27 protein-coding genes are annotated in these 24,402 nt (G+C 59.5%); 4 read left to right on the top strand and 23 right to left on the bottom strand.

What is annotated here, in order from left to right:
- Positions 1-13: 13 nt before the first annotated feature.
- The gene (locus tag CFAEC_RS02195) at positions 14-223 is read right to left on the bottom strand and encodes a hypothetical protein (protein WP_290278386.1); all 210 of its coding nucleotides are present in this window, start codon (positions 221-223) and stop codon (positions 14-16) included.
- 253 nt (positions 224-476) lie between these two features.
- Between CFAEC_RS02195 and CFAEC_RS02190 the strand changes: the two genes are divergently transcribed.
- A complete protein-coding gene (locus tag CFAEC_RS02190) occupies positions 477-1,319 on the top strand; it encodes an aldo/keto reductase (protein WP_290278384.1) in 843 nt (280 codons plus the stop codon).
- Between the two features lie 3 nt (positions 1,320-1,322).
- On the opposite strand, the gene CFAEC_RS02185 is transcribed toward CFAEC_RS02190, so the two are convergent.
- The 4 genes from CFAEC_RS02185 to rplN all read right to left on the bottom strand — a co-directional run bounded on the left by CFAEC_RS02185 (position 1,323) and on the right by rplN (position 3,741).
- Entirely contained in the window at positions 1,323-2,294 is a 972-nt protein-coding gene (locus CFAEC_RS02185; protein WP_435384250.1) for an SGNH/GDSL hydrolase family protein, read from the bottom strand.
- Between the two features lie 189 nt (positions 2,295-2,483).
- Positions 2,484-3,056 carry a 50S ribosomal protein L5 gene (rplE, locus tag CFAEC_RS02180; RefSeq protein ID WP_290278382.1) on the bottom strand — a complete coding sequence of 191 codons (573 nt, stop codon included), beginning with the start codon at positions 3,054-3,056 and terminating at the stop codon, positions 2,484-2,486.
- On the bottom strand, positions 3,056-3,370 hold the full coding sequence (rplX, locus tag CFAEC_RS02175; protein WP_290278381.1) for a 50S ribosomal protein L24: 315 nt from the start codon (positions 3,368-3,370) through the stop codon (positions 3,056-3,058). Before rplX ends, rplE begins: the two co-directional genes overlap by 1 nt.
- Positions 3,371-3,372: 2 nt before the next feature.
- Entirely contained in the window at positions 3,373-3,741 is a 369-nt protein-coding gene (rplN, locus tag CFAEC_RS02170) for a 50S ribosomal protein L14 (RefSeq protein WP_290278378.1), read from the bottom strand.
- 434 nt (positions 3,742-4,175) lie between these two features.
- Between rplN and CFAEC_RS02165 the strand changes: the two genes are divergently transcribed.
- The gene (locus tag CFAEC_RS02165; RefSeq protein ID WP_290278376.1) at positions 4,176-4,859 is read left to right on the top strand and encodes an LppP/LprE family lipoprotein; all 684 of its coding nucleotides are present in this window, start codon (positions 4,176-4,178) and stop codon (positions 4,857-4,859) included.
- 88 nt (positions 4,860-4,947) lie between these two features.
- On the opposite strand, the gene rpsQ is transcribed toward CFAEC_RS02165, so the two are convergent.
- The 12 genes from rpsQ to scpC form a co-directional block, all read right to left on the bottom strand.
- Positions 4,948-5,226: a 30S ribosomal protein S17 gene (rpsQ, locus tag CFAEC_RS02160; protein WP_290278374.1), complete on the bottom strand. Its 279-nt coding sequence runs from the start codon at positions 5,224-5,226 to the stop codon at positions 4,948-4,950.
- Between the two features lie 2 nt (positions 5,227-5,228).
- Complete coding sequence (gene rpmC, locus CFAEC_RS02155; protein ID WP_003854304.1) at positions 5,229-5,459, bottom strand: 50S ribosomal protein L29; 231 nt, start codon at positions 5,457-5,459, stop codon at positions 5,229-5,231.
- The gene (rplP, locus tag CFAEC_RS02150; RefSeq protein WP_290278371.1) at positions 5,459-5,875 is read right to left on the bottom strand and encodes a 50S ribosomal protein L16; all 417 of its coding nucleotides are present in this window, start codon (positions 5,873-5,875) and stop codon (positions 5,459-5,461) included. The genes rpmC and rplP overlap by 1 nt, the downstream gene beginning before the upstream one ends.
- Positions 5,876-5,877: 2 nt before the next feature.
- Positions 5,878-6,624 (bottom strand): 30S ribosomal protein S3, encoded by a 747-nt coding sequence (rpsC, locus tag CFAEC_RS02145; RefSeq protein WP_290278369.1) that lies wholly within the window; start codon positions 6,622-6,624, stop codon positions 5,878-5,880.
- A complete protein-coding gene (rplV, locus tag CFAEC_RS02140) occupies positions 6,624-6,986 on the bottom strand; it encodes a 50S ribosomal protein L22 (RefSeq protein ID WP_290278367.1) in 363 nt (120 codons plus the stop codon). The genes rpsC and rplV overlap by 1 nt, the downstream gene beginning before the upstream one ends.
- Positions 6,987-6,989: 3 nt before the next feature.
- Positions 6,990-7,268, bottom strand: a complete 279-nt coding sequence (gene rpsS, locus CFAEC_RS02135) for a 30S ribosomal protein S19 (protein ID WP_191732726.1) — start codon at positions 7,266-7,268, stop codon at positions 6,990-6,992.
- A 16-nt stretch (positions 7,269-7,284) separates the two neighbouring features.
- Complete coding sequence (gene rplB, locus CFAEC_RS02130; RefSeq protein ID WP_290278362.1) at positions 7,285-8,127, bottom strand: 50S ribosomal protein L2; 843 nt, start codon at positions 8,125-8,127, stop codon at positions 7,285-7,287.
- Between the two features lie 24 nt (positions 8,128-8,151).
- Positions 8,152-8,457, bottom strand: coding sequence for a 50S ribosomal protein L23 (gene rplW / locus CFAEC_RS02125; protein WP_290278361.1), 306 nt, complete (start codon positions 8,455-8,457; stop codon positions 8,152-8,154).
- A complete protein-coding gene (gene rplD, locus CFAEC_RS02120) occupies positions 8,457-9,113 on the bottom strand; it encodes a 50S ribosomal protein L4 (protein WP_290278359.1) in 657 nt (218 codons plus the stop codon). The genes rplW and rplD overlap by 1 nt, the downstream gene beginning before the upstream one ends.
- Positions 9,110-9,766, bottom strand: coding sequence for a 50S ribosomal protein L3 (gene rplC / locus CFAEC_RS02115; RefSeq protein WP_290278357.1), 657 nt, complete (start codon positions 9,764-9,766; stop codon positions 9,110-9,112). The genes rplD and rplC overlap by 4 nt, the downstream gene beginning before the upstream one ends.
- 31 nt (positions 9,767-9,797) lie before the next feature.
- Positions 9,798-10,103, bottom strand: a complete 306-nt coding sequence (gene rpsJ, locus CFAEC_RS02110; RefSeq protein WP_003854291.1) for a 30S ribosomal protein S10 — start codon at positions 10,101-10,103, stop codon at positions 9,798-9,800.
- 744 nt (positions 10,104-10,847) lie between these two features.
- Positions 10,848-12,350, bottom strand: a complete 1,503-nt coding sequence (scpC, locus tag CFAEC_RS02105) for a succinyl-CoA:acetate CoA-transferase ScpC (protein WP_290278355.1) — start codon at positions 12,348-12,350, stop codon at positions 10,848-10,850.
- A gap of 173 nt (positions 12,351-12,523) precedes the next feature.
- Between scpC and CFAEC_RS02100 the strand changes: the two genes are divergently transcribed.
- Entirely contained in the window at positions 12,524-13,477 is a 954-nt protein-coding gene (locus CFAEC_RS02100; protein ID WP_290278353.1) for a GlxA family transcriptional regulator, read from the top strand.
- On the opposite strand, the gene CFAEC_RS02095 is transcribed toward CFAEC_RS02100, so the two are convergent.
- From CFAEC_RS02095 to rpsL, 5 genes are all read right to left on the bottom strand, one after another.
- Positions 13,474-14,172: a hypothetical protein gene (locus tag CFAEC_RS02095; protein ID WP_290278351.1), complete on the bottom strand. Its 699-nt coding sequence runs from the start codon at positions 14,170-14,172 to the stop codon at positions 13,474-13,476. The genes CFAEC_RS02100 and CFAEC_RS02095 overlap by 4 nt on opposite strands.
- A 138-nt stretch (positions 14,173-14,310) precedes the next feature.
- Entirely contained in the window at positions 14,311-15,501 is a 1,191-nt protein-coding gene (tuf, locus tag CFAEC_RS02090; RefSeq protein WP_290278349.1) for an elongation factor Tu, read from the bottom strand.
- Between the two features lie 344 nt (positions 15,502-15,845).
- Positions 15,846-17,972, bottom strand: a complete 2,127-nt coding sequence (gene fusA, locus CFAEC_RS02085; protein WP_290278348.1) for an elongation factor G — start codon at positions 17,970-17,972, stop codon at positions 15,846-15,848.
- A gap of 371 nt (positions 17,973-18,343) precedes the next feature.
- Positions 18,344-18,811, bottom strand: coding sequence for a 30S ribosomal protein S7 (rpsG, locus tag CFAEC_RS02080; protein WP_290278346.1), 468 nt, complete (start codon positions 18,809-18,811; stop codon positions 18,344-18,346).
- A 6-nt stretch (positions 18,812-18,817) separates the two neighbouring features.
- Positions 18,818-19,186: a 30S ribosomal protein S12 gene (gene rpsL, locus CFAEC_RS02075; protein ID WP_290278344.1), complete on the bottom strand. Its 369-nt coding sequence runs from the start codon at positions 19,184-19,186 to the stop codon at positions 18,818-18,820.
- Between the two features lie 362 nt (positions 19,187-19,548).
- Here rpsL and CFAEC_RS02070 point away from each other — a divergent pair, with 362 nt between their 5' ends.
- Positions 19,549-20,217 carry a DUF1707 SHOCT-like domain-containing protein gene (locus tag CFAEC_RS02070; RefSeq protein WP_290278342.1) on the top strand — a complete coding sequence of 223 codons (669 nt, stop codon included), beginning with the start codon at positions 19,549-19,551 and terminating at the stop codon, positions 20,215-20,217.
- Between the two features lie 166 nt (positions 20,218-20,383).
- Here the strand turns inward: CFAEC_RS02070 and CFAEC_RS02065 are convergent, their stop codons facing one another.
- Complete coding sequence (locus CFAEC_RS02065) at positions 20,384-24,385, bottom strand: DNA-directed RNA polymerase subunit beta' (RefSeq protein WP_290278340.1); 4,002 nt, start codon at positions 24,383-24,385, stop codon at positions 20,384-20,386.
- Positions 24,386-24,402 lie beyond the last annotated feature (17 nt).

The following is a 24,402-nucleotide window of genomic DNA, read 5'->3' as shown; positions in this document are numbered from 1 at the left end:
CTGTCCCACCGGTTTAGCCATGCTGCTGAGATTTGAACAGCATATAGAACATCACCAGTAGTGGCACCATGAATGCCAGCAGCATCAGAAATGATGTCCACTGTGTCCACATCACCACTGCTGCAGCCACCATCGCCACTGCGGGAAGAGCGAACCGTGCCCAGTCTGGATAGGACAGTTCCTGGGCGGTGAAGTACAGCAGTCCTGCACCGAGGAACGTCACAGGAGCACACACTAACCAGTCCCCCAGTGCCAATGTGTCCCCTGTTTTTGCGATACCCCGGAAAGTCGCAATGCCACTCCAAAGAAGAAGTGGCCCGAGGAATGCGCAGATCATCTGCCATGATGTCTTCTGGGTGCTCGTGTCCATGAGGTCCTTAAATTTCAGCTGCAGCAGGAGTTCTTGTCATTCACCTTAACAACGATGCCCTGCGCGGACAGACCATTCAATGGCATCATTCGCTACCCTGGCGGGCATGACTTCTCCAATGGATTCCTCCAAGACTGAACCACTGATTTCCCTGCCACCGATTGGTTTCGGCACCGTCCACCTTGATGGTGCTGCGGGTGTCCAGGCCATGACCTCTGCCATCCAGACCGGTTACCGGCTGATTGACACCGCCTACAACTATGAAAATGAAGGCGCGGTCGGTGTCACGATCCGTAAATCCGGGGTGCCACGCGATGAACTCATCGTCACCAGCAAGCTACCGGGGCGTTTCCACCAGTATGATCTGGCCGGCCCCCGCATCGAGGAGAGCCTCTACCGCCTGGGTCTGGATCACATTGATCTTCTGCTCATCCACTGGCCCAACCCCAGCAAGGATCTCTACGTGGAGGCCTGGCAGGCGCTTATCGACGCCCGCAACCGTGGTGTCGTCAAGCACATCGGAGTGTCCAACTTCCTGCCAGAACACATCGCGCGTCTCGAGGCTGAGACCGGCGAGCTGCCAGCCGTCAATCAGATCGAATTGCACCCCTACTTCCCGCAGGTGGAACAGGTGGAATGGCATGATGCCCGTGGCATCGTCACGGAAGCCTGGAGTCCTCTGAGCAATGGCCGTGGGCTTGTCCGGGAACCCCTGCTCACTGAGATCGGCCAGCGTTATGGGGTCGGCGGTGGCGAGGTGGCTCTGGCATGGCACCATGCACGCGGTATCGTGCCCATCCCCCGTTCCACCAATCCTGAGCGCCAGAAATCCAACCTGGAGGCGGTCAACATCACCCTGACGGAGGATGAGCTCTCAGCCATCACCGCCCTGGGCAGAGCTGATGGTCGGATCAAAGACCAGGACCCGGCGGTGTATGAGGAGTTCTAACACCTACGGAGCATCAAGGCTGTCGCCAACCTGATTGGTGAGCAGACCCGCCGTCACCGCATCACCGCGTACCGAAGGATGCCATGGCATCCCGATCAGGTTCGCGCGCAGATCCAGCACACCATTGGCCAGAGGATCACCGGAACAGCTGCTCCGACCGGTGGTGGCGGCACGCAGATCCACATGCTGAACCTCGAGGATCTCCGCTGCACCAGCGATGGCGCTTTCCAGACGATCCATATAGGAAACAAGCGCACTCGCATCAGGTTTGCGGATATCAATACCGCCAAACCTCACACAGACCTCGCTTCCTGATTGTGGCAGGAACTCCTGATACCCCAGGAGAGTGATGTCTGCATTGGGGGCAAAGTAGCGGAGATAGTCAATCACCGGTTCCATGCGCTGGGCATAATGTTGCGCAGTCACCGCGCCAGGATCCTGCATCGTCCCGGCAGCGATGGCACGATCACCACAACCGTTGACCAGATCCGTCAGACAGTTGATCACTGAATTCCTCAGGCTGACGCTGGACTGGCCCCAGTGGTCGTTCTTGCCGAACTGGATGATGATCTGTTCAGTGCGTGCGCCGATCGCGCCACGTGCTTCTGCTTCACGGACCTCATCGGAGAAATGCAATCCGCCGGAGTTGATTGAGGCGCCGTTGCAGGAGACGTCGATAAGCTCACCGCGCGCCAGGCCAAGGTTGGCCTGCAGCTGGGCAGGCCAGGAATCCGTGCCGTGAAGGCACCCGCGTTCATCGGTGCGGAACGGGGCGTTGGTCCCGGAGGCATGGGAATCACCGAAAACCACGACCTTCGCACCACCGTCCGGCGCGTGGATATCCGGGGTGCCCTGCGACGATGTCACGGCACGCAGCACCTCAGTCTCCGAGGACACCTGCGCGGAAGCAGGCCCCGCGAACACGGACAAGCCGAGAACAATGGCCATGAACACACCGACACGTCGCAGCAGCATAAAGAGTTCCCCTTAAAGATTGGTCGACCCATAATTTTAGCCACAAAACATCAACACAAATGCGCTTATCGACGCCCCACCCACCCCTGCCCTCCCGCACCCCCCGGTGGGGCTCCCGTCCGCGGCAGGGCATGAAAAAACACCCACCCCCGAAGGGACAGGTGTTCATTTTCAGCTTAGAAAAGCTGATTACTGCATCTTGCCGTCTTCACCCTTGAATGGGAAGCCGAGCTCGCGCAGCAGGGAGCGACCCTCATCGTCGGTCACAGCGGAGGTGACAACGGTGATGTCCATACCACGAGGACGGTCGATCTTGTCGACGTCGATTTCGTAGAACATGGTCTGCTCGGTGAGGCCGAAGGTGTAGTTACCGTGGCCGTCGAACTGCTGGTCGGAGAGTCCACGGAAGTCGCGGATACGTGGCAGGGCCACGGTCAGCAGACGATCCAGGAACTCCCACATGCGGTCGCCGCGGAGGGTGACCTTCGCGCCGATCGGCATGCCTTCACGGAGCTTGAAGTTAGCGATGGACTTCTTCGCACGGCGAAGCTGTGGCTTCTGACCGGTGATTGCGGTGAGGTCCTCGAGTGCGCCGTTGATCATCTTGGAGTCACGGGCAGCGTCGCCGACGCCCATGTTCACGACGATCTTGGTGACACCAGGGATCTGCATGACGTTCGAGAACTCGAACTCCTTGTGCAGATTGGTGCGGATCTCGTCCTGGTAACGGGTCTTGAGACGTGGGGTGTAGTTCTCAGCCATTAGATGTCCTTCCCGTTGCGACGAGAGATACGGATCTTCTTACCGTTCTCGTCCACGCGGAAACCAACGCGGGTTGGGTTTCCTTCAGCATCGATGACCATGACGTTAGAGACATGGATCGGTGCTTCCTGGGTCACGATTCCGCCGGACTCAGCACCACGCTCTGGTGCGGAGTTGGCAACGTGCTTCTTGATGCGGTTAACGCCCTCAACGAGGACCTTTTCGGAGCTAGGGAAAGCCGCGATGACCTTGCCCTTAGCGCCCTTGTCTGGTCCAGAGATGACCAGAACCATATCGCCCTTATGGACCTTCATTCTTAAATCACCTCCGGTGCGAGAGAAACGATCTTCATGAACTTCTTCTCACGAAGCTCACGTGCGACTGGGCCGAAGATGCGGGTACCGCGTGGCTCATTGTCGCCCTTGAGGATGACAGCTGCGTTCTCATCGAAGGAGATGTAAGAACCGTCTGCGCGACGGGTTTCCTTCTTCGTGCGAACGATGACAGCCTTGACGATCTCGCCAGACTTCACGTTGCCGCCGGGGGTTGCTTCCTTGACAGTGGCGACGATAACGTCACCAATGCCAGCAAAACGTCGGGTGGATCCACCGAGAACGCGGATGCACAGAACTTCACGTGCACCAGTGTTGTCGGCGATCTTCAGACGCGATTCCTGCTGAATCACTACTGGTCTCCTGACCTGGATTATGTGTGCTGGATTTCCGTCCCAAACACACGTGGTCTTTGTACTACCTGTGCCTGCCCACGCTTCAAAGTGAAGGCAACGAACACGGTGACTGATCAAAGATCAGCGCAGCGTCGAGGGGTCTCGGGAGCATGACTCGGAAAAGCACCATGGTTCCCGACCTACGCAGACAACCTGAATATTAAACCACATCTGGGTGTGCTAAAACAAATAGCGCCGGGCATCGGCGACGGCTCTGGGATGCGATCTGATACCGCCGTTATGTGCTGCGCAGCGGAGATAACTACCTGGGCATCTGAGCTGCGAAGATCTGGTGGTCGACGGCGTCCGCTGAAGTGGTGCGCAGTCCGTGCACATGCGTCTACGATTGGGTTTCATCAACCCGGTGATTCCCAGTCAAGGAGGCATCCCCCATGCATGAGAGCAATCGTGTCGGTCTCCTCGCGGTGACCCTGTCCACGGTGTTCATCCTGAGCGCCTGTGTGGAGACTCAAACCGTGGACACCGACACCGAAACCCCGATCAACGTGCCGGGTGCCGCGGCATCACCGGATGCCACCAGTGACGGGAACCTTCCCGATGAGACGTCCGTGGACACTCCCCCGCAGCAGTGCACGACAAATCCCATGGCGTCGGATTTCGCACCGTTTGTGGAACAGGGCGTAGTCCCCACCGGGTTGCTGGGCACCGCAGGTCCGGGTGGCATCATCCCCACATCCGATGTCTTCTACCACTTCCAGATCGGGGAGAACGGGTACAACTCCTGTGCTGAACTCAGTTACCTGGTTCTGAACGGGTCGAATGGTGATGCTCAGCAGTCCGCCGGGATCGGGGCAGCGATCGCCGATGCCGTGGTGCTCTTCCATAACGGGGACATGATCGACTCACCAGCACCGTTCCAGATGAAGCTGGTGGAGGATGTCACCAGGATCTCTGATCATCAGATTGAGGTGCTCTACGGCCATGCGGGACGATCCACCGCCGAAGGGGTCACCGAGCACCACACCTTTAACTTCGTGTACACAGATGGTGGTCTCACCGGTGAAGGTTCCCTGCCGGAGGACATCGATGGCCACGTCAGACTCAATCTGAAATAGCTTAAGGGATGCGGAACGCCCCCAGTCCGTTATGGACTGGGGGCGTTGCATTACAACAGTTCCCGGTGAGGGGATCAGTTGTCAGAGACTACTTGGCCTTCTCGATGATCTCGACGAGGCGGTAGTTCTTGTCCTTCGACAGAGGACGGGTCTCCTCGATGCGGACCAGGTCGCCGGTGTTGGCGGCGTTGTCCTCATCGTGGGCCTTGACCTTCTTGTTGGTGCGAAGGATCTTGCCGTAGAGGGCGTGCTGCTTACGGTCCTCGAGCTCGACGACGATGGTCTTCTGCATCTTGTCAGAAACCACGTAGCCGGTGCGAACCTTGCGTGCGCCCTTTTCCTTATTGCTCACGTTTGCCTCACTCATAATTAAGCCTCAGCTCCCGGAACGACGGACAAGCCCAGCTCACGCTCGCGAATAACGGTGTAAATGCGGGCGATGTCGCGCTTGACCGTGCGAAGGCGGCGGTTGTTGGTCAGCTGGCCGGTGGCGAGCTGGAAGCGGAGGTTGAACAGTTCTTCCTTAGCCTCATTGAGGCGGGTGACCAGTTCTTCCTCGTTGAGTTCACGGAACTCATGTGCTGGGGTACCGATAGCCATTAGAGCTGATCCTCCCTCTTGACGATACGGACCTTGCAAGGAAGCTTCTGGCCAGCGCGGCGCAGGGCCTCGAGAGCAGTTGCTTCATCCGGGTAGGACATCTCGAAGAGAATGCGGCCCGGCTTGACGTTTGCGACCCACTTCTCCACTGGACCCTTACCGGAACCCATACGAACGCCGAGTGGCTTCTGGGTCAAAGGACGGTCAGGGAAGATGTTGATCCAAACCTTGCCACCACGCTTGACGTGGCGGTTGATGGCGATACGTGCAGATTCGATCTGACGGTTGGTGATGTAGGCAGGCTCGAGAGCCTGGATGCCGTACTCACCGAAGGTGACGCGGTTGCCGCCCTTGGAGATACCGCTACGGGTTGGGCGGTGCTGGCGACGGTACTTAACGCGCTTAGGAATAAGCATGTTTAGCCCTCCTGCTTCTGCTCAGCACGCTGACGGCGCTGGCCACCGCGACGCGGACGTGCGTTGCGGTCGCCGCGACCACGGCGCTCTGCGGGTGCATTGATCTCGCTCTCGCGACGTCCACCAACGACGTCACCCTTGTAGATCCACACCTTGACGCCGATGCGTCCGAAGGTGGTGTGGGCCTCGTAGGTGCCGTAATCGATCTCAGCGCGGAGGGTGTGCAGTGGAACGCGACCCTCGTGGTAGCGCTCGGTGCGGGACATCTCGGCACCGCCGAGACGACCGGAGCACACAACCTTGATGCCCTTGACCTGTGGCTGGCGCATTGCGGACTGGATAGCCTTGCGCATTGCACGGCGGAATGCCACGCGGTTGGTCAGCTGCTCGGCGATGGACTGAGCCACCAGCTGAGCGTTGGCGTCGATGTTCTTGACCTCGAGGATGTTGAGGGCAACCTGCTTCTTGGTGAGCTTCTCCAGCTCACGACGGATGCGGTCTGCCTCAGCACCACGGCGGCCAATGACGATGCCTGGGCGAGCGGTGTGGATGTCAACGCGAACGCGGTCACGGGTGCGCTCGATGACAACGTCGGCGATGCCGGCGCGGTCGAGGCCCTTTGACAGAAAATCGCGGATCTTGATGTCCTCAGCGACGTAGTCAGCGTAGGACTGGTCGGCGTACCAATGGGACTTCCAGTCGGAAGTGATGCCCAATCGGAGGCCGTGTGGATGAATCTTCTGGCCCACTAGTTGGCTCCTTCCTTCTGGCTTTCAACAACCACGGTGATGTGGCTGCTGCGCTTACGGATCTGGAATGCACGACCCTGAGCACGTGGCTGGAAACGACGCATGGTCGGGCCCTCATCGGCATAAGCCTCAGAGATGACCAGGGTGCGTGGATCCAGGCCGAAGTTGTTCTCAGCGTTGGCAGCTGCAGATGCAACAACCTTGGCTACAGGCTCGGATGCGGCCTGAGGAGCGTACTTCAGGATGGACATTGCCTCGACCACGGTCTTGCCGCGGACGAGATCGATGACACGACGTGCCTTCATCGGGCTGACCCGGACGAAGCGAGCAGTCGCGCGTGCGGAAGTGATGTTGTCACTCATCGCTTATCGGCGTCCCTTCTTATCGTCCTTGATGTGACCCTTGAAGGTCTTGGTTGGGGCGAACTCGCCCAGCTTGTGGCCGACCATTGCATCATCGATGAAAACCGGCACGTGCTTGCGTCCATCGTGGACAGCAAAGGTGTGACCGATGAAATCGGGGAGAATGGTGGAACGGCGGGACCAGGTCTTGATAACCTGCTTGGTACCCTTTTCGTTCTGAGCATCGACCTTGTTGAGGAGGTGCTCATCGACGAACGGGCCCTTCTTAAGGCTGCGTGGCATTCTTCGTTACCTCCTCTTAGCGCTTCTTGTTCTTGTTAGCGCGACGGCGACGGACAATCATGTCATCGCTGTAACGCTTAGGGCTGCGGGTGCGGCCTTCCTTCTGTCCCCAAGGGGACACAGGGTGACGACCACCGGAGGTCTTACCCTCACCACCACCGTGTGGGTGGTCGACCGGGTTCATAACGACACCTCGGACGGATGGGCGCCAGCCCTTCCAGCGCATACGACCGGCCTTGCCCCAACGGATGTTGATCTGGTCGGCGTTGCCGACCTCACCGATGGTTGCGCGGCAGCGGATGTCGACGCGACGGATCTCGGTGGACGGCATACGCAGAACTGCGTAGGAGCCTTCCTTACCGAGCAGCTGGATGGATGAACCAGCGGAACGGGCCAGCTTGGCACCTGCACCCGGCTTCAGCTCCACGTTGTGGATGGTGGTACCGGTTGGGATGTTGCGCAGTGGCAGGTTGTTGCCAACCTTGATGTCTGCGTTGGCACCGGACTCAACAACAGAACCCTGGGTCAGGCCCTTCGGAGCGAGGATGTAACGCTTCTCGCCATCGAAGTAGTGAAGCAGTGCAATGTTGGCGGTACGGTTCGGGTCGTACTCGATGTGAGCGACCTTGGCCAGCACGCCGTCCTTGTCATTACGACGGAAGTCGATGACGCGGTAACGACGCTTGTGTCCACCACCGCGGTGACGGGTGGTGATGTGACCGTGAGCGTTGCGGCCGCCAGTCTTGGACAGCGGGCGCAGAAGAGACTTCTCAGGGGTCGAACGGGTGATCTCCGAGAACATGGAAACGGAGCTTGCGCGGCGACCCGGGGTTGTCGGCTTGTACTTACGAATAGCCATAGTGTGTCCTTTTCTATCGACGTCTTAAGCGACGGAGCCGTTGAAGATGTCGATGGAGTCGCTGCCCTCACGAAGAGTGACGTAGGCGCGCTTGGTGGCCTTGCGGACACCGAAGCCGGAGCGGGAGCGCTTGCGCTTACCCTCACGGTTAACGGTGTTCACGGAAGCAACCTTGACGCCGAAGATCTCTTCGACAGCAATCTTGATCTGGGTCTTGTTGGCGTCACGGGAAACGAAGAACGTGTACACGTTCTGCTCCATGAGGCCATAAGACTTCTCAGAAACGACCGGTGCGAGGATGATGTCGCGTGGGTTGGCGATAGTAGCCATTAGTTCTGCTCCTCCTGTGCCGCACCGGAAGTGCGGTTGATGAAGGTGTGGAGAGCCTCAACGGAGAACACAACGTCGTCGGAGTTAAGGACGTCGTAGGTGTTCAGCTGATCAGCGGCCAGGATGTGGACGCCGGGCAGGTTGTTGGCACTCTTCTGTGCGTTGATGTCCTCACGGGTGAGAACCAGCAGGACGGACTTGCGTCCGGTCAGACGCTCGATGAAGGACTTTGCAGCCTTGGTCGAGGGGGTCTGGCCAGGCACCAGTTCGGAGATGACGTGGATACGATCGGTACGTGCGCGATCGGACAGGGCGCCGAAGAGGGCGGCCTTGATCATCTTCTTGGGGGTGCGCTGCGAGTAGTCGCGTGGCTTGGGGCCGTGGGAGATGCCACCACCGGTGAAGTGAGGTGCACGGATCGAACCCTGACGGGCGCGGCCGGTACCCTTCTGGCGGAATGGCTTGCGGCCACCGCCACGTACTTCAGCGCGGGTCTTGGTGGAGTGGGTGCCCTGTCGAGCTGCTGCAAGCTGTGCGTTGACAACCTGGTGCAGCAGAGCGACGGAGACCTCACGGTCGAAAATCTCTGCAGGGAGGTCGACAGTGCCGTTGGTGGTACCTTCAGCAGTCTGGACGTCCAGCGTCAGATTGGTCATGCGTGTGCACCGCCCTTCACTGCGGTCTTAACGGTAACGATGCCGCCACGGTTGCCCGGGATCGCACCCTTGATCAGGATGAGGTTGGCATCGGCGTCAATCTTCTGAACCTTGAGGTTCTGGGTGGTGACGCGGTCATTACCCATGCGGCCTGCCATGCGCTTGCCCTTGAAGATACGGCCAGGGGTTGCAGCTGCACCGATGCCACCGACGCGGCGGTGTGCAGCCTGGTTGCCGTGTCCGGCACCCTGTCCGGAAAATCCGTGGCGCTTCATGGCGCCGGCGTAGCCCTTACCCTTGGAGGTACCGGTGACGTCAACGAACTTGATGTCGTTGAAGATCTCCACGGTGACGTCCTGTCCGACCTCGTAACCGGAGACATCGTCCATACGAATCTCGGTGACGTGGCGGCGGGGGGTAACGCCTGCCTTCTTGAAGTGACCAGACACAGGCTGGTTCACCTTACGGGGGTCGATTTCGCCATAGGCGATCTGGATGGCGTTGTAGCCATCGGTTTCAACGGTGCGAATCTGGGAAACCACGCATGGTCCAGCTTCGACGACGGTCACCGGGATAACACGGTTCTCCTCGTCGAAGATCTGGGTCATGCCGAGCTTGGTGCCCAGAATGCCCTTGATCTCGTTTTCACTCATTATTTATTCTCCGCTGCCAAAGTTCCGTCGATCACTGAATATTCACATCGACGCTGGCCGGAAGGTCGATGCGCATGAGCGCGTCAACAGTCTTCGGCGTCGGGTCGAGGATGTCGATCAGGCGCTTATGGGTGCGCATCTCGAAGTGCTCGCGAGAGTCCTTGTACTTATGGGGAGAACGAATAACGGCGTATACGTTCTTTTCGGTGGGCAAAGGCACCGGTCCTACGACTCGGGCACCCGTGCGGGTGACCGTCTCAACGATCTTGCGTGCAGACGCATCAATCGCTTCGTGGTCATAGGCCTTGAGCCTAATGCGGATTTTTTGTCCCGCCACGCTAATCCTCTTCCTCGCTCGTCCCACATCTTCCATTTAGGAGAGCGGTGGGAATTCGCTTCATTCATTCTCTATAACGTTGTCCGGGCTTGGGGCTCGGGCGCAACGCCAGTGTTTAACCTGACTGTCAAATGTGTCTGACATGGATCACGGGCGCTGAACAAACAAAAGCGCCACGATTGACCCCGCAGCCACACGATGTGTGTTGCCAGGAAATCGGAAGGGACCAAAATGCGTAATGCGTGGCCCTAACGTAACTGCCGCTGTTTATTTGCCATGCCCCTTCTCCGGTTCCGCCGTTGCCGGTTCAAACCCGACTACAGTGGACCCCCTGGAGTTGAATCACATCACAGATGATCTGTGTTGCTCCTCGACTTCAATGAAGGTGTCATGTTTGCCATACCAGCGCCACGCTCCCCTGCTTGGGCACCCATCTTTGCAGGTGGATGCACACAAGAAACCGTGCCGTGTTAAGGCAACTCAAGTAGTTAACCACAACGTCACCTGAAATACAAGCTCTATCTGCAAGAACTTTGGGGTTTTCCACACCATCAGAGATTTGTCGCCCTCGTCACCCACAAACTCCGTCGAATAACAAATCTGTCATTCTTTTTCCGTTCGCCGCCCATGCGAAAGGCCTCCCCGCACACCAACGCACCCCACCGCCCCGACCCACTCCACGGTGGCGTGGGGAAAGGTCGGGAGAGCGGGGTGCGTGACACGGGTGGGACGCCGATAGGCGTTTTAACCCTTCATGGATCCGGTTTCTTCCAGGTTGATGTGGAAGTTGAGGGCGGTCCTCAGGTCATGCGGGGTCTGGAGGAACTTGTTCTTGGAGGCGCGGTCGAAGTACTCCTCCAGCAATGGGCGGTAATCAGGATGCGCGACGGCGATCATCTTCGGAGCGCGCTCACGCGGGGACAGGCCACGAAGGTCCGCGTAGCCGTATTCGGTGATGACCACCATGGCATCGTGTTCGGTGTGGTCAATGTGGGAGGCGAACGGCACGATCGCGGAGATCGCATCCCCCTTGGCCACCGACGGGGAGATGAACGAGGATACGAAGGCGTTGCGGGTGAAGTCGCCCGAGCCGCCGATACCGTTCATGATGCGGGTACCTGCCACGTGGGTGGAGTTGACGTTGCCGTAGATGTCCGCCTCGATCATGCCGTTGGAGGCGATCAGGCCCATGCGGCGGATGACCTCTGGACTGTTGGAGATCTGCAGCGGGCGAAGGACCAGGCTCTTGCGGTAGGTGCCGGCTTCGCGGTTCATCTTCTCGGCATACTCAGGCGACAGGGCGAAGGAGGTCGCGGACGCCTGGGTCATCTTGCCGGCGTCGATGAGATCGAGCATGCCGTCCTGGACAACCTCGGTGTAGGCCTTGATGTTCTCGAACTTGGAATCGAGCAGACCAGCCATCACGGCGTTGGGCACGTTACCCACGCCGGACTGCATGATGTAACCGTCATAGGTCAGGCGTCCTGCACGGACCTCGCCTTCGAGGAAATCGAGGAAGTTGCCGGCGATTTGCTTGGAGGTCTCATCGAAGGGCTTGAAGGGGCTGTTGCGGTCAGGTGCGTCGGTCTCCACGATCGCGACCACCTTATTGGTGTCAATGCGGATGAAGGTCTCACCGATGCGGTCATTGACATTGTTTATCGGGATCGGGGTGCGGTTGGGAAGGTGGGGCACGCGGTAGATATCAGCCATGCCCTCAAGCTCCAGGGACTGCCAGGAGTTGACCTCGATGATGATCTTATGGGCGGACTCCAGGTACTCGATGTTGTTTCCCACGCCGGAGGACGGCACGAGGTGGCCGTCTTCGGTGATGCGACATACCTCAACGATGGCCACATCCAGATCCCCGAAGAACCCCTGCTCCACCTGCAGGCCCGAGTGAGAGAGGTGGATGTCCTGGTACTTCATGGAGCCGGCGTTGATCTTGCCGCGCATCTCAGGATCGGACTGGTACGGCATGCGGTAGTTGATGGCATCAGCTTCAGCCAGGACACCGTCACAGTCAGGCGCGGTCGATGCACCCGTGAGCATGTTGATGGCGTAGGCATCACCCTTGGAGTGTGCCTCCTTGGCGCGGTTCGCGATCGCCGTGGGCATTGCCTTGGGATAGGCCGCCCCGGTGAAGCCGGACATTCCGACGGTGTCACCGTTGTTGACAAACTGTGCAGCCTCTTCTGCGGTCATAACCTTGGAACGCAGTTCGGTGCTCGCGATTCTCTCAGACATGCTTACTCCTCGTAGATTGGTCGTCAGCTTTTCATGTAACTGACATCACACACCAGTGTGCCGAGTGAGCTACGCTAATGCCATGTCCTATCGGCCACAAATCTTGAAGAATCGGACATCCACTACATGAGACAACAATTCCGCACCCACAACAACAACACCCCGGAGCGCCCATGAAGAAGATGGCCCTCCTGATCTATGACGGCGTGACCATGCTTGATGTCTCCGGCCCCGCCGAGGCACTCAGCCGCGCAGAAGGATACGAACTCACCCTCCTCTCCCCCACCGGCGGCGCGGTCACCACGGCCGCGGGCATCACCCTCAGCCAGACCCGGCAGGCCTCCACGGTGAACCCCCGCGACTTCAACACCGTCATCATCGCCGGCGCCGATGAGCTCCCCATGTCCCCGATTCCCCGGGAGCTTCTCGACGCCACGCGTCACCTCGCCGACGGCCCCCAGCGGGTGGCAAGTGTGTGCACGGGCGCCTTCATCCTCGCTGAGCTCGGATACCTCAACGGCAGGCGCGCCACCACCCACTGGCGCAATGCGCTCGACCTGGCCCGACGCTTCCCCCTGGTGCGCGTCCAACCCGACACCCTGCACGTCCACGATGGAAAATTCATCACCTCGGCAGGCATCACCGCCGGCATCGATCTCTCGCTCTCCCTCATCGAAGAGGACCAGGGTGCGGACGTGGCCCGACGCATCGCGCGGGACATGGTGATGTTCATGCACCGCCCGGGCGGACAGTCCCAGTTTGCGGCCGCCACCAACTCCCCGTCGGTGAGCAACCCCATCCTGCAGAATGTCCTGGAAACCATCCGGGAGAAACCCGACCGACAGCACACCATCGCCAGTCTGGCCAGTGACGCGGCTGTAAGTCCCCGGCACCTGGGCCGGTTGTTCCGGGAGGAGCTGGGAACCACGCCCACCGGATGGTTGGAGCAATTCCGACTGAGCATCGCCCAGCAACTCATCCTGGATGGCCACACCGTCACCGCTGCCGCCCGCAAATCCGGGTTCTCCAGCGATGACAGCATGCGGCGCGCATTCGAACGTCGTCTGCACAGCACACCCTCGGAATACCGTGCACGGTTCAGCTCCACCTTCAGGTCAAAGCTCTAACCCTCGATATAAAAGCAGTCCTCCACAGTGCCGAGCTCCAGGTGCGCACGTCTCTGGGGCACCTCCACCACAAGCGGATGATCGGGTCTGGCCTGAACCAGCCGGGTCCACGGGTGGGAAACATGCGCAAGTTCCCGGCGGTCGGCGGTGAACACATGCATCGTGCGGGAGAGCACCACCGTACTGTCCCCGGAAAGCTTGAGTAGTGCGACGCGGTCGTCGATAAGCTCACGGGTCAGACCGGTCAAGCCGGTCTCCGTCTGCAGGGGTGCATCGCTGACGCGGTGGATCGCGGTGACCACGCCGAGCCGGTGTCGGATATCTTCGCGGTCGGTGATCACCAGGGGGGTGCCGACCTCGCACCGGGTGATGTCCCGGTAGCTCCAGACGCCGGGTTGGGTCTTGCCTCTCCCCCGGTCTCTGCGCACGACCACACGGAACGGGTCGATGGTGACCCGGCTATCCGGGCTGATGGTCTCGACGACGAAACGCGCGGTGATATCCGGTCCGATACGGGGCGGATTGAGATGCTGCATTCCACGGAGCGCCTCCATCAGTACCTCATCATCGGTCCCCCAACCGATGCCCTGATTTCCGAGAATCCCGAAGAGGGTGGGCAGACTCAGGTCGGGTTGTCCCTCCCAGGTGGTTCGGAGTTGCTCCAGAACGGGTGCAATGCGCGTGGGATCCTTCATCCGCCCAACTCTAATGGAGCAGCACGTGGGCATAAAAATACAGCACTGGGGCTCGCAGAGAATAATCCCTGCGGGCCCCAGTGCTGTGGGTTTCAGATCTTTGCGGCTATACAGCCACAGGATCCGAGAAGATCATTATTACTTGATGATCTTGGTGACACGGCCGGCGCCAACGGTGCGGGAGCCTTCGCGGATAGCGAAACGCAGGCCCTCGTCCATTGCGACTGGCTGGATCAGGGTGACGGACATGTCGACGTTGTCGCCTGGCATGACCATCTCGGTGCCCTCAGGAAGCTTCACAACACCGGTAACGTCGGTGGTGCGGAAGTAGAACTGTGGGCGGTAGTTGTCGAAGAATGGGGTGTGGCGGCCACCCTCATCCTTGGCCAGGATGTAGACAGAGCCCTCGAACTCGGTGTGAGGGGTGTAAGCGCCTGGCTTGATGATGACCTGGCCACGCTCGATGTCTTCGCGCTTGATACCGCGGAGCAGCAGACCACAGTTGTCGCCGGCCTCAGCGGAGTCAAGGAGCTTACGGAACATCTCGATACCGGTGACGGTGGTCTGAGTTGCCTTCTCCTTGATGCCGATGATCTCGACGTCATCGTTGACCTTCAGGGTGCCACGCTCAACACGACCGGTGCAGACGGTGCCGCGGCCGGTGATGGTGAAGATGTCCTCGACAGGCATGAGGAATGGCTTCTCGGTCTCGCGGACTGGGTCCGGAACGGACTCGTCAACAGCAGCCATGAGCTCGAGGATCGCGTTGGTCCACTTCTCTTCGCCGTTCAGGGCGCCGAGTGCGGAGATGTGAACGATCGGAGCATCTTCGTCGTAGTCCTGCTCAGCGAGAAGCTCGCGAACTTCCATCTCGACGAGCTCGATGATTTCCTCATCATCAACCATGTCGCACTTGTTCAGGGCAACGAGGATGTAAGGAACGCCAACCTGGCGGGCCAGAAGGACGTGCTCACGGGTCTGTGGCATTGGGCCGTCAGTTGCGGCGACGACGAGGATAGCGCCGTCCATCTGAGCAGCGCCGGTGATCATGTTCTTGATGTAGTCGGCGTGGCCCGGTGCGTCAACGTGTGCGTAGTGGCGCTTCTCGGTCTGGTACTCAACGTGGGAGATGTTAATGGTAATACCACGCTCCTTCTCCTCAGGAGCCTTGTCAATCGCGTCGTAAGCGAAGGACTCGTTGAGGTCAGGGAAAGCGTCAGCCAGAACCTTGGTGATAGCCGCGGTGGTGGTGGTCTTACCATGGTCAACGTGACCGATGGTGCCGATGTTAACGTGGGGCTTGGTACGCTCGAACTTCGCCTTTGCCACTGTATGTCCTCCTGGACTTCGTGGTGGCTACGACTTTCGCAGCCACGAATTGGTTTTTGCTTTCACTGTGAGGACCAGCCACAAGGACGGTGGAACACAGATCTAGCGCATTACAAAATGTGCCAGTTACATGATCCTAGGGGCACCGGCGGTCAATTTCAAACTACCAGTTACCCTGTGGACATTCGCAGGGTAACGGCCAGCAGAATCCATCCTCACTGCCTGTGGAAACGACAGCTGGATACAAACTGCAGGCCGCTACCCCACTCCACCCTACGCGTGCGCTGGCACGGTCCGGCACGCAGGGTGTGTGGGAAGCGAGCTCCCCATTTTCCGCTTAGAGATTAAGCGGTACCGTTGCGCTCTGCAATGACGTCGGCAGCAACGCTGGTTGGAACCTCAGCGTAGGAATCGAAGACCATGGAGTAGTTTGCACGACCCTGGGTCTTGGAACGGAGGTCACCGACGTAGCCGAACATCTGGGACAGAGGAACCTTGGCCTTGACCAGCTTGGCGCCGGCACGGTCCTCCATGGAGGAGATCTGTCCACGGCGGGAGTTCACGTCACCGATGACCTCACCCATGTACTCCTCAGGAGTGGTGATCTCAACGGACATGATTGGCTCCAGCAGAACTGGCTTCGCCTTGGCAACAGCTTCCTTGAACGCCTGGGAACCGGCGAGCTTGAAGGCCATTTCCGAGGAGTCAACGTCGTGGTAGGCACCATCTTCGAGGGTGGCCTTGACGTTGACCAGTGGGTAGCCGGCGAGGTAGCCGTACTGCATGGCGTCCTGGATACCTGCGTCAACAGATGGGATGTACTCACGTGGAATACGGCCACCGGTGACGGCGTTGTCGAACTTGTAGATGGCGGACTCGCCCTCTTCCAGTTCTTCAGCAACAGGTGCATAAGGCTCAATGGAGATGATGACCTTAGCGAACTGACCGGAACCACCGGTCTGCTTCTTGTGGGTGTAGCTGAGGGACTCAACCGACTTGCGGATGGTCTCACGGTAGGCGACCTGTGGGTCACCGATGTTGGCCTCAACCTTGAACTCGCGCTTCATGCGGTCAACCAGGACGTCGAGGTGCAGCTCGCCCATGCCGCCGATGACGGTCTGGCCGGACTCCTCGTCCAGGTGGACGGTGAAGGTCGGGTCTTCTTCAGCGAGCTTCTGGATGGCGACACCCAGCTTCTCCTGGTCAGACTTGGTCTTTGGCTCGATGGCGACCTGGATAACTGGATCCGGGAAGTCCATGGACTCAAGAATGATCGGGTTCGCAGCATCACAGAGGGTGTCACCGGTGGTGGTGTCCTTCAGGCCGATGAAGGCGTAGATGTTACCAGCGTGCGCGATCTCAACAGGGTTCTCCTTGTTGGCGTGCATCTGGAACAGCTTGCCCACGCGCTCCTTCTTGTTCTTGGTGGAGTTCAGGACCTGCTCGCCTGGCTCGACCTTGCCGGAGTAAACGCGGACGAAGGTCAGCTTGCCGAAGAATGGGTGAGCAGCGATCTTGAAGGCCAGTGCGGACAGTGGCTCATCGTCAGAAGGCTTACGGGTCAGCTTGATCTCAGGATCCTTGACGTCGATGCCCTCAACCTCACCGGTGTCCAGTGGGGTTGGGAGGTAATCGATGACAGCGTCCAGCAGTGGCTGAACACCCTTGTTCTTGTAGGCGGTGCCACAGAACACTGGGTAGATCTCGGACTTGACAACCATCTTGCGGATGGCGCCCTTGATCTCGTCGATGGTGAGCTCTTCGCCACCGAAGTACTTCTCCATGAGCTCTTCATCAGACTCAGCAACGGTCTCGACGAGCTTCTCACGGTATTCCTGTGCACGCTCGAGCAGATCCGCTGGGATCTCCTCAACGGTGGCGTCGGTACCGATCGGGGTGACGCCGCGCCAGGTCAGGGCCTTCATCTCAAGAAGGTCAACGACGCCGTCGAAGGCATCCTCTGCACCGATTGGGAGCTGCATAACCAGTGGCTTGGCACCGAGGCGATCCTCGATGGTGCCCACGGTGAAGTAGAAGTCCGCGCCCAGCTTGTCCATCTTGTTGACGAAGCAGATACGTGGAACGTCGTACTTGGTTGCCTGACGCCAGACCTGCTCGGACTGAGGCTCAACGCCCTCCTTGCCGTCGAAGACAGCAACTGCGCCATCGAGGACACGCAGGGAACGCTCGACCTCAACGGTGAAGTCAACGTGACCCGGGGTGTCAATGATGTTGATCTGGTTGTTGTCCCAGAAACAGGTCACCGCGGCGGAGGTGATGGTGATGCCGCGTTCCTTCTCCTGCTCCATCCAGTCGGTGGTTGCGCCACCGTCGTGGGTCTCGCCGACCTTACGGTTGATGCCGGTGTAGAAGAGGATGCGTTCGGTGGTGGTGGTCTTACCGGCGTCAATGTGAGCCATGATGCCGATGTTGCGGACCTTGTTCAGATCCTTAAGCACGTCTTGTGCCACAGTGGTACCCCAACTTGTTGGTTGTGGCGCTTCCCGCTTCAGCCCGGGCGCTGGTTCCTGATCCCCGGTGAGGGGTTCCTTCTCCAGCGCCCTGGATGATTCAGTTAGACACCTACGGATAATTCTCTTGTTACATTTTGCCATTAAGTGGCGCAGCTGGCATAGTGCCAGCCCCGACCGCTCTAAAGTTCCTGTGTAACACACTGCCTGAGCAGCGGCGACCCAGAAGAGGATCGCGGGGTTTGATCTCCACTAATGAGACCAAAAGCCCAATCACCGGTCCCCCACCGTTGCTGGCGCACGTCCCCATGACAGGGCGCGTGGAAACAGCAGGTGGGAAATGGGTGAGTGGGCGATCATGGTGGTTCTTACTACCAGCGGTAGTGAGCGAAGGCGCGGTTGGCCTCAGCCATCTTGTGAGTGTCCTCACGACGCTTCACGGAAGCACCAAGGCCGTTGGCCGCATCCATGATCTCGTTGGCGAGACGCTCGATCATCGTGTTCTCACGACGCTGACGGGTGAAGGTCACCAACCAACGCAGAGCCAGGGTGGTGGAGCGGTCCGGACGGACCTCAACAGGAACCTGGTAGGTTGCGCCACCGACACGGCGTGAACGAACCTCGAGGTCTGGACGGACGTTGCCCAGAGCCTTTTCCAGGGTTCCGACTGGCTCAAGGCCGGTCTTCTCGCGGCAGATCTCGAGGGCACCGTAGACGATGCGCTCTGCGGTGGACTTCTTGCCACCGGTGAGGATCTTGTTCACGAGCTGGGTGACCAGCTGTGAATCGTAGACTGGGTCCTTGACAATAGGACGCTTGGGAGCTGCTGACTTACGCATTTTTAATTATCCCCTCTTCGCGCCGTAGCGGGAACGAGCCTGCTTGCGGTCCTTGACGCCCTGGGTATCCAGTGCGCCGCGAACGATCTTGTAACGGACACCCGGGAGGTCCTTAACACGACCACCGCGAACGAGCACCATGGAGTGCTCCTGGAGGTTGTGGCCCTCACCTGGGATGTAGGCGGAAACCTCAATGCCGGAGGTGAGGCGCACACGGGCGACCTTACGCAGAGCAGAGTTAGGCTTCTTAGGGGTGGTGGTGTACACACGGGTGCACACGCCACGACGCTGAGGGGAACCCTTCAGTGCCGCGGTAGCCACCTTGGTGGACTTATCGTGGCGGCCCTTGCGGACCAGCTGCTGAATAGTTGGCATGAACCATCCTTATTTCGGAGTTGTTCTGTAAAGCTGACGTGCCGCCTCATTAAAAGCTAGGCACGCGTTGAGTTCTTGATGGCGCATGGGATAGATAAAGTGTCCAGACACGCGAAAAAAAGGGCTCTTTTCGGGGCCCGACCGACGTGTCACGGACACCTACCAAAGCTCACATGCGCCAACGTTCCATGTTTAATCATGGGACGAATCAGCGCGTGCAGCGAGGTGCCGTCAATTCCCAACTACTAGAGTGGGACTCATCGGGTTACCCTACCACCAGCCCCTTGGATTTACAAACAGGATCCAAGCACCCACTGCGGTTAGCCCGTGTTTTCACACCGGGATCGCTTTATGCTGGAGCTATGAACAACATGACGGAAGACAATGCCCCTCGCAGACGCGCCTCAGATGATAACCGCAGCGCAACCGTCGAAGAGCTCTCAGCAGCACTGTCCCGGGGCCAGCTCACCCTCGCAGAGTTCGATGAGCGATCATCCCTGGCATGGTCCGCACGCTACGTGGATGAGCTCCGCCCCCTCCTGGCGGATGTGACTGATTCTCCCAGCGCCCTGCCCGCCCACCTTGATCCCCACCGGCCGGCGCCACATCACGATCCCACCTCCCAGGCTGTGGCACGGGTCAGCAGCCAGATCAGCGGCCACCAGGGCGGATCGCCACTGTCAATGTCCGTCATGGGCGGTGCGGAACGTGCAGGCAACTGGCTATGCCCGAGCAATCACACCAGCATCACGGTGATGGGCGGCAATCTGGTGGATCTCCGTGAGGCCAGTTTCGAAAGCGGATCGATCACCATCAAGGCCTTCGCACTCATGGGTGGCATTGAGGTCATTGTCCCGGAGGGTGTGCGGGTGATCTGCGATGGCTTCGGCCTCATGGGTGGTTTCGGCTCCACGGTGGATAAGAAGGCCACTGTCCCGCCGTCCTCGCTCCCCCGTGACGCGCCGGTGGTCAAGATCAGTGGACTTGCCGTGATGGGCGGGGTTTCGGTGGTCACGAAGCCAAGAGAGTGAGGGCTTTTCGTCGATAAGCACTGCCCTCAGGCGGGACGTGCCACAGGCGGCACGGCAGCGTTGCGTCAATGGTACATAAAAAAGCCTGCCCCGCACGAGGATCTCGTGCGGGGCAGGCTTTCAGCGACCAGCTATTGCTCAGTGCCGGAGTAGGTCTTCCTTGCTCTTAGAAGGCCTCATCCAGTGGGACGGAGGCACCGGTGAATTCACCGAAGCCGTCGTCACCGTAAATCGACTCACCATAGGTGGGGATCGAGTAGGCGGCGTTGCGGGCCGCCTCGGTGGGCTTGATCGAGATGTTTCGGTAACGGGAGATACCGGTACCGGCCGGGATCAGCTTACCGATGATCACGTTCTCCTTCAGGCCGATCAGCTTGTCGGAGCGCTTGTTGATGGCAGCATCGGTGAGCACGCGGGTGGTCTCCTGGAAGGAGGCCGCGGACAGCCAGGACTCGGTTGCCAGCGACGCCTTGGTGATACCCATGATCTCAGAACGCAGCTCCGCCGGCTGACCACCGTTGGAGATGGCCTCCGAGTTGGCCAGCTTCGCCTCGGACAGGTCCACGAGTGAACCTGGGAGGAACTCGGTGGAACCGGACTCGATAACGGTACCGCGACGCAGCATCTGACGGATGATGATCTCGATGTGCTTATCGTGGATGGCCACACCCTGTGCACGGTAGACAGCCTGCACCTCATCAATGAGGTGCTGCTCCACACCACGACGACCCAGAATCTCCAGGACGTCATGCGGATCAGCCGCACCGCGCAGCAGACGAGTACCAACGGTGACGCGGTCACCCTCTGCCAGGGTGCGCTCGATGAACGCACCTGGGTTGGATTCCATCGGCACACGCAGGGATGCGAGCCCCTGTCGCTTGGACAGCTTCTCGTAGACAACATTGTCTGAGCCATCATCAGGGACGACGGTCAGGGTGTAGAAGTTGCCCTCATCCTCGAGGTGGACCACACCGTCGGCAGAGGCGATCGGTGCACGGTTCTTCGGAACACGTGCCTCGAACAGCTCCTGCACACGGGGCAGACCGCCGGTGATATCGCCACCGACACCACCCTGGTGGAAGGTACGCATTGTCAGCTGGGTACCAGGCTCACCAATGGACTGTGCGGCAACAATACCGACAGCCTCTCCGATGTCGACCTGCTGGCCGGATGCCATGGACTTGCCGTAGCACTTGGCACAGACACCGGTCGGGGTCTGACAGGTGAGCACGGAGCGCACCTTGACCTGCTCGATACCGGCCTCAACGAGGAGGTCGATGTTGAGCTCCGTCAGGTCGGTGCCCGCTGCGAGGATGACTTCGCCTTCAGCGTTGGTGGCGTCGCCTGCCAGGACACGACCGGACACGGAGGTCTCGATCAGGTCATGGCGGGTGTAACCGGTGACAGCGCCGGTGGAGTCGAGAACCTCTGCAGCCACTGGAACGCGCACACCCTGGCGGGTGGCACAATCCTCGACGCGGACAATGACATCCTGCGCCACGTCGACGAGACGACGGGTCAGGTAGCCGGAGTCAGCGGTACGCAGCGCGGTATCGGCAAGGCCCTTACGGGAACCGTGGGAGTTGTTGAAGTACTCGAGAACGGTCAGTCCCTCACGGAAGGAGGTCTTGATCGGACGGGTGATGTAGTCACCCTTCGAGTTCACAACCATGCCCTTCATACCGGCAAGGGTCCAGATCTGACGCATGTTACCGGCAGCACCGGACTTCACGATCATCGGAATCGGGTTGTCATCAGGATAGAGATCCTCGACAGCCTGACCGACCTCATCGGTTGCGTCCTTCCAGAGCTCAACCAGACGGTCATAGCGCTCACGGCCGGTGAGCTTACCGCGGCTGTACTTCACTTCGATCTGACGTGCAGATGCCTCGTAGCGGTCAAGGATCTCGTCCTTGTTCGGCAGAACCAGAACGTCGGACATGGCGATGGTGACACCCGAGCGGGTGGACCAGTAGAAGCCGGCATCCTTCATCTTGTCCATGGTCTGCGCCACGGTGATCATCGGGTACTTGGCAGCGAGGTCATTGACCACGTCGCCGAGCATGATCTTGTCGGAGCCGCCGCCCTTACGGAGCATGATGCCCTCGAGGTACGGGTAGTTCCACGGCAGGATCTCATTGAACATGACGCGACCCAGTGTGGTGGTGGCAAGCCAGGTATCGCCCTGCTTCCAACCATCTGGGAACAGCTCATCTTCACGCTCCACCGGCGGACGCAGGTGATCAAGACGGATCTTGATCGGTGCCTGCAGGCCGAGAACACCACGGTCGTAGGCCATGATGGCCTCAGCGTAGGAAGAGTAGACACCCTTCTCCGGGCCGTTCTCATCGGCAGCCCTGTACGCACCCTGGCCACCGAACTCCTCTGGGGACTTCTTGAGGGTCAGGTAGTACAGACCGGTCACCATGTCCAGACGTGGCATGGCCAGTGGCTTACCGGACGCCGGGGACAGGATGTTGTTGGAGGCGAGCATCAGGATGCGGGCCTCAGCCTGTGCTTCAGCGGACAGTGGCAGGTGAACTGCCATCTGGTCACCGTCGAAGTCGGCGTTGAACGCTTCACAGGCCAGTGGGTGCAGCTGGATGGCCTTACCCTCAACAAGCACAGGCTCGAAAGCCTGGATACCGAGGCGGTGCAGGGTTGGTGCGCGGTTCAGCATCACCGGGTGCTCGGAGATGGCCTCTTCGAGGACATCCCACACCTCTGGACGCTGACGCTCAACCATGCGCTTGGCGGACTTGATGTTCTGGGCGTACTCGTTTTCCACGAGACGCTTCATCACGAAAGGCTTGAACAGCTCAAGAGCCATCAGCTTCGGCAGACCACACTCGTGCAGACGCAGCTGTGGACCAACGATGATCACCGAACGACCGGAGTAGTCAACACGCTTACCCAGAAGGTTCTGGCGGAATCGACCCTGCTTGCCCTTCAGGAGGTCAGACAGGGACTTCAGCGGACGGTTGCCCGGTCCGGTGACTGGACGCCCACGACGACCGTTGTCGAAGAGTGCGTCCACAGATTCCTGCAGCATGCGCTTCTCGTTGTTCACGATGATCTCGGGTGCACCGAGTTCGATCATGCGCTTGAGGCGGTTGTTGCGGTTGATCACGCGACGGTAGAGATCGTTCAGGTCGGAGGTGGCGAAACGGCCACCGTCGAGCTGAACCATCGGACGCAGCTCTGGCGGGATCACTGGAATGGCGTTGAGCACCATGCCGGCTGGATCGTTGCCGGAGCGCTGGAAGGCTGCAACGACCTTGAGTCGCTTCAGCGCACGCATCTTCTTCTGGCCCTTGCCATTCTGAATGATGTCGCGCAGTTCCTCAGACTCGGCATCGAGATCGAAGCCGCGGATGAGGGTCTGGATGGATTCTGCACCCATGCCGCCGGTGAAGTAGTCCTCGTAACGGTCAACGAGCTCGTCGTAGAGCTTCTCGTCACGGATCATCTGCTTCGGGGCAAGCTTGATGAAGGTCTGCCAGATCTCCTCGAGGCGATCGATCTCACGCTCGGAGCGCTCACGGATATGCTGCATTTCCTTCTCAGCAGCATTCTGAACCTTGCGGCGTGCGTCGGCCTTGGCGCCGGCGGCCTCGAGCTCAGCGAGATCCTCTTCGAGCTTCTCAGCGCGGTCGGCGATATCCGCCTCGGCGTCTGCCTCAACGTCCTTCTTCTCCAGAAGCATCTCAGCTTCCAGGGTCGACTGATCGCTGTGACGGGCTTCGTCATCAACACTGGTGATGATGTTGGCACCGAAGTAGATGATCAGATCCAGGTCCTTCGGAGCAAGGTCCAGAAGGTAACCCAGACGTGAAGGCACGCCCTTGAAGTACCAGATGTGGGTCACCGGTGCGGCGAGCTCAATGTGGCCCATGCGCTCACGGCGAACCTTGGACTTGGTCACCTCAACGCCACAGCGTTCACAGATGATGCCCTTGTAGCGGACGCGCTTGTACTTACCGCAGGCGCATTCCCAGTCGCGGGTCGGGCCGAAGATGCGTTCGCAGAACAGACCGTCCTTCTCAGGCTTGAGGGTTCGGTAGTTGATGGTCTCCGGCTTCTTGACCTCACCCTTGGACCAGCGGCGGATGTCGTCGGCAGTGGCCAGGCCGATGCGGAGCTCATCGAAGACGTTTACGTCGAGCACGTAAAACTCCCTTTCAC

It is taken from the genome of Corynebacterium faecale (assembly GCF_030408735.1).
Taxonomy (GTDB): domain Bacteria; phylum Actinomycetota; class Actinomycetes; order Mycobacteriales; family Mycobacteriaceae; genus Corynebacterium; species Corynebacterium faecale.
Note: the sequence above shows the minus strand (reverse complement) of the source record. Positions and strands in the feature narration are given on the sequence as shown.

Excerpts from the sequence above, each read along its gene's own strand:
- CFAEC_RS02190 (WP_290278384.1), top strand. The coding sequence starts at position 477 with ATGACTTCTCCAATGGATTCCTCCAAGACTGAACCACTGATTTCCCTG.
- CFAEC_RS02185 (WP_435384250.1), bottom strand. The coding sequence starts at position 2,294 with ATGCTGCTGCGACGTGTCGGTGTGTTCATGGCCATTGTTCTCGGCTTG.
- rplE (WP_290278382.1), bottom strand. The coding sequence starts at position 3,056 with ATGGCTGAGAACTACACCCCACGTCTCAAGACCCGTTACCAGGACGAG.
- rplX (WP_290278381.1), bottom strand. The coding sequence starts at position 3,370 with ATGAAGGTCCATAAGGGCGATATGGTTCTGGTCATCTCTGGACCAGAC.
- CFAEC_RS02165 (WP_290278376.1), top strand. The coding sequence starts at position 4,176 with ATGCATGAGAGCAATCGTGTCGGTCTCCTCGCGGTGACCCTGTCCACG.
- rpsQ (WP_290278374.1), bottom strand. The coding sequence starts at position 5,226 with ATGAGTGAGGCAAACGTGAGCAATAAGGAAAAGGGCGCACGCAAGGTT.
- rpmC (WP_003854304.1), bottom strand. The coding sequence starts at position 5,459 with ATGGCTATCGGTACCCCAGCACATGAGTTCCGTGAACTCAACGAGGAA.
- rplP (WP_290278371.1), bottom strand. The coding sequence starts at position 5,875 with ATGCTTATTCCTAAGCGCGTTAAGTACCGTCGCCAGCACCGCCCAACC.
- rplV (WP_290278367.1), bottom strand. The coding sequence starts at position 6,986 with ATGAGTGACAACATCACTTCCGCACGCGCGACTGCTCGCTTCGTCCGG.
- rpsS (WP_191732726.1), bottom strand. The coding sequence starts at position 7,268 with ATGCCACGCAGCCTTAAGAAGGGCCCGTTCGTCGATGAGCACCTCCTC.
- rplB (WP_290278362.1), bottom strand. The coding sequence starts at position 8,127 with ATGGCTATTCGTAAGTACAAGCCGACAACCCCGGGTCGCCGCGCAAGC.
- rplW (WP_290278361.1), bottom strand. The coding sequence starts at position 8,457 with ATGGCTACTATCGCCAACCCACGCGACATCATCCTCGCACCGGTCGTT.
- rplD (WP_290278359.1), bottom strand. The coding sequence starts at position 9,113 with ATGACCAATCTGACGCTGGACGTCCAGACTGCTGAAGGTACCACCAAC.
- rplC (WP_290278357.1), bottom strand. The coding sequence starts at position 9,766 with ATGAGTGAAAACGAGATCAAGGGCATTCTGGGCACCAAGCTCGGCATG.
- scpC (WP_290278355.1), bottom strand. The coding sequence starts at position 12,350 with ATGTCTGAGAGAATCGCGAGCACCGAACTGCGTTCCAAGGTTATGACC.
- CFAEC_RS02100 (WP_290278353.1), top strand. The coding sequence starts at position 12,524 with ATGAAGAAGATGGCCCTCCTGATCTATGACGGCGTGACCATGCTTGAT.
- CFAEC_RS02095 (WP_290278351.1), bottom strand. The coding sequence starts at position 14,172 with ATGAAGGATCCCACGCGCATTGCACCCGTTCTGGAGCAACTCCGAACC.
- rpsG (WP_290278346.1), bottom strand. The coding sequence starts at position 18,811 with ATGCGTAAGTCAGCAGCTCCCAAGCGTCCTATTGTCAAGGACCCAGTC.
- rpsL (WP_290278344.1), bottom strand. The coding sequence starts at position 19,186 with ATGCCAACTATTCAGCAGCTGGTCCGCAAGGGCCGCCACGATAAGTCC.
- CFAEC_RS02070 (WP_290278342.1), top strand. The coding sequence starts at position 19,549 with ATGAACAACATGACGGAAGACAATGCCCCTCGCAGACGCGCCTCAGAT.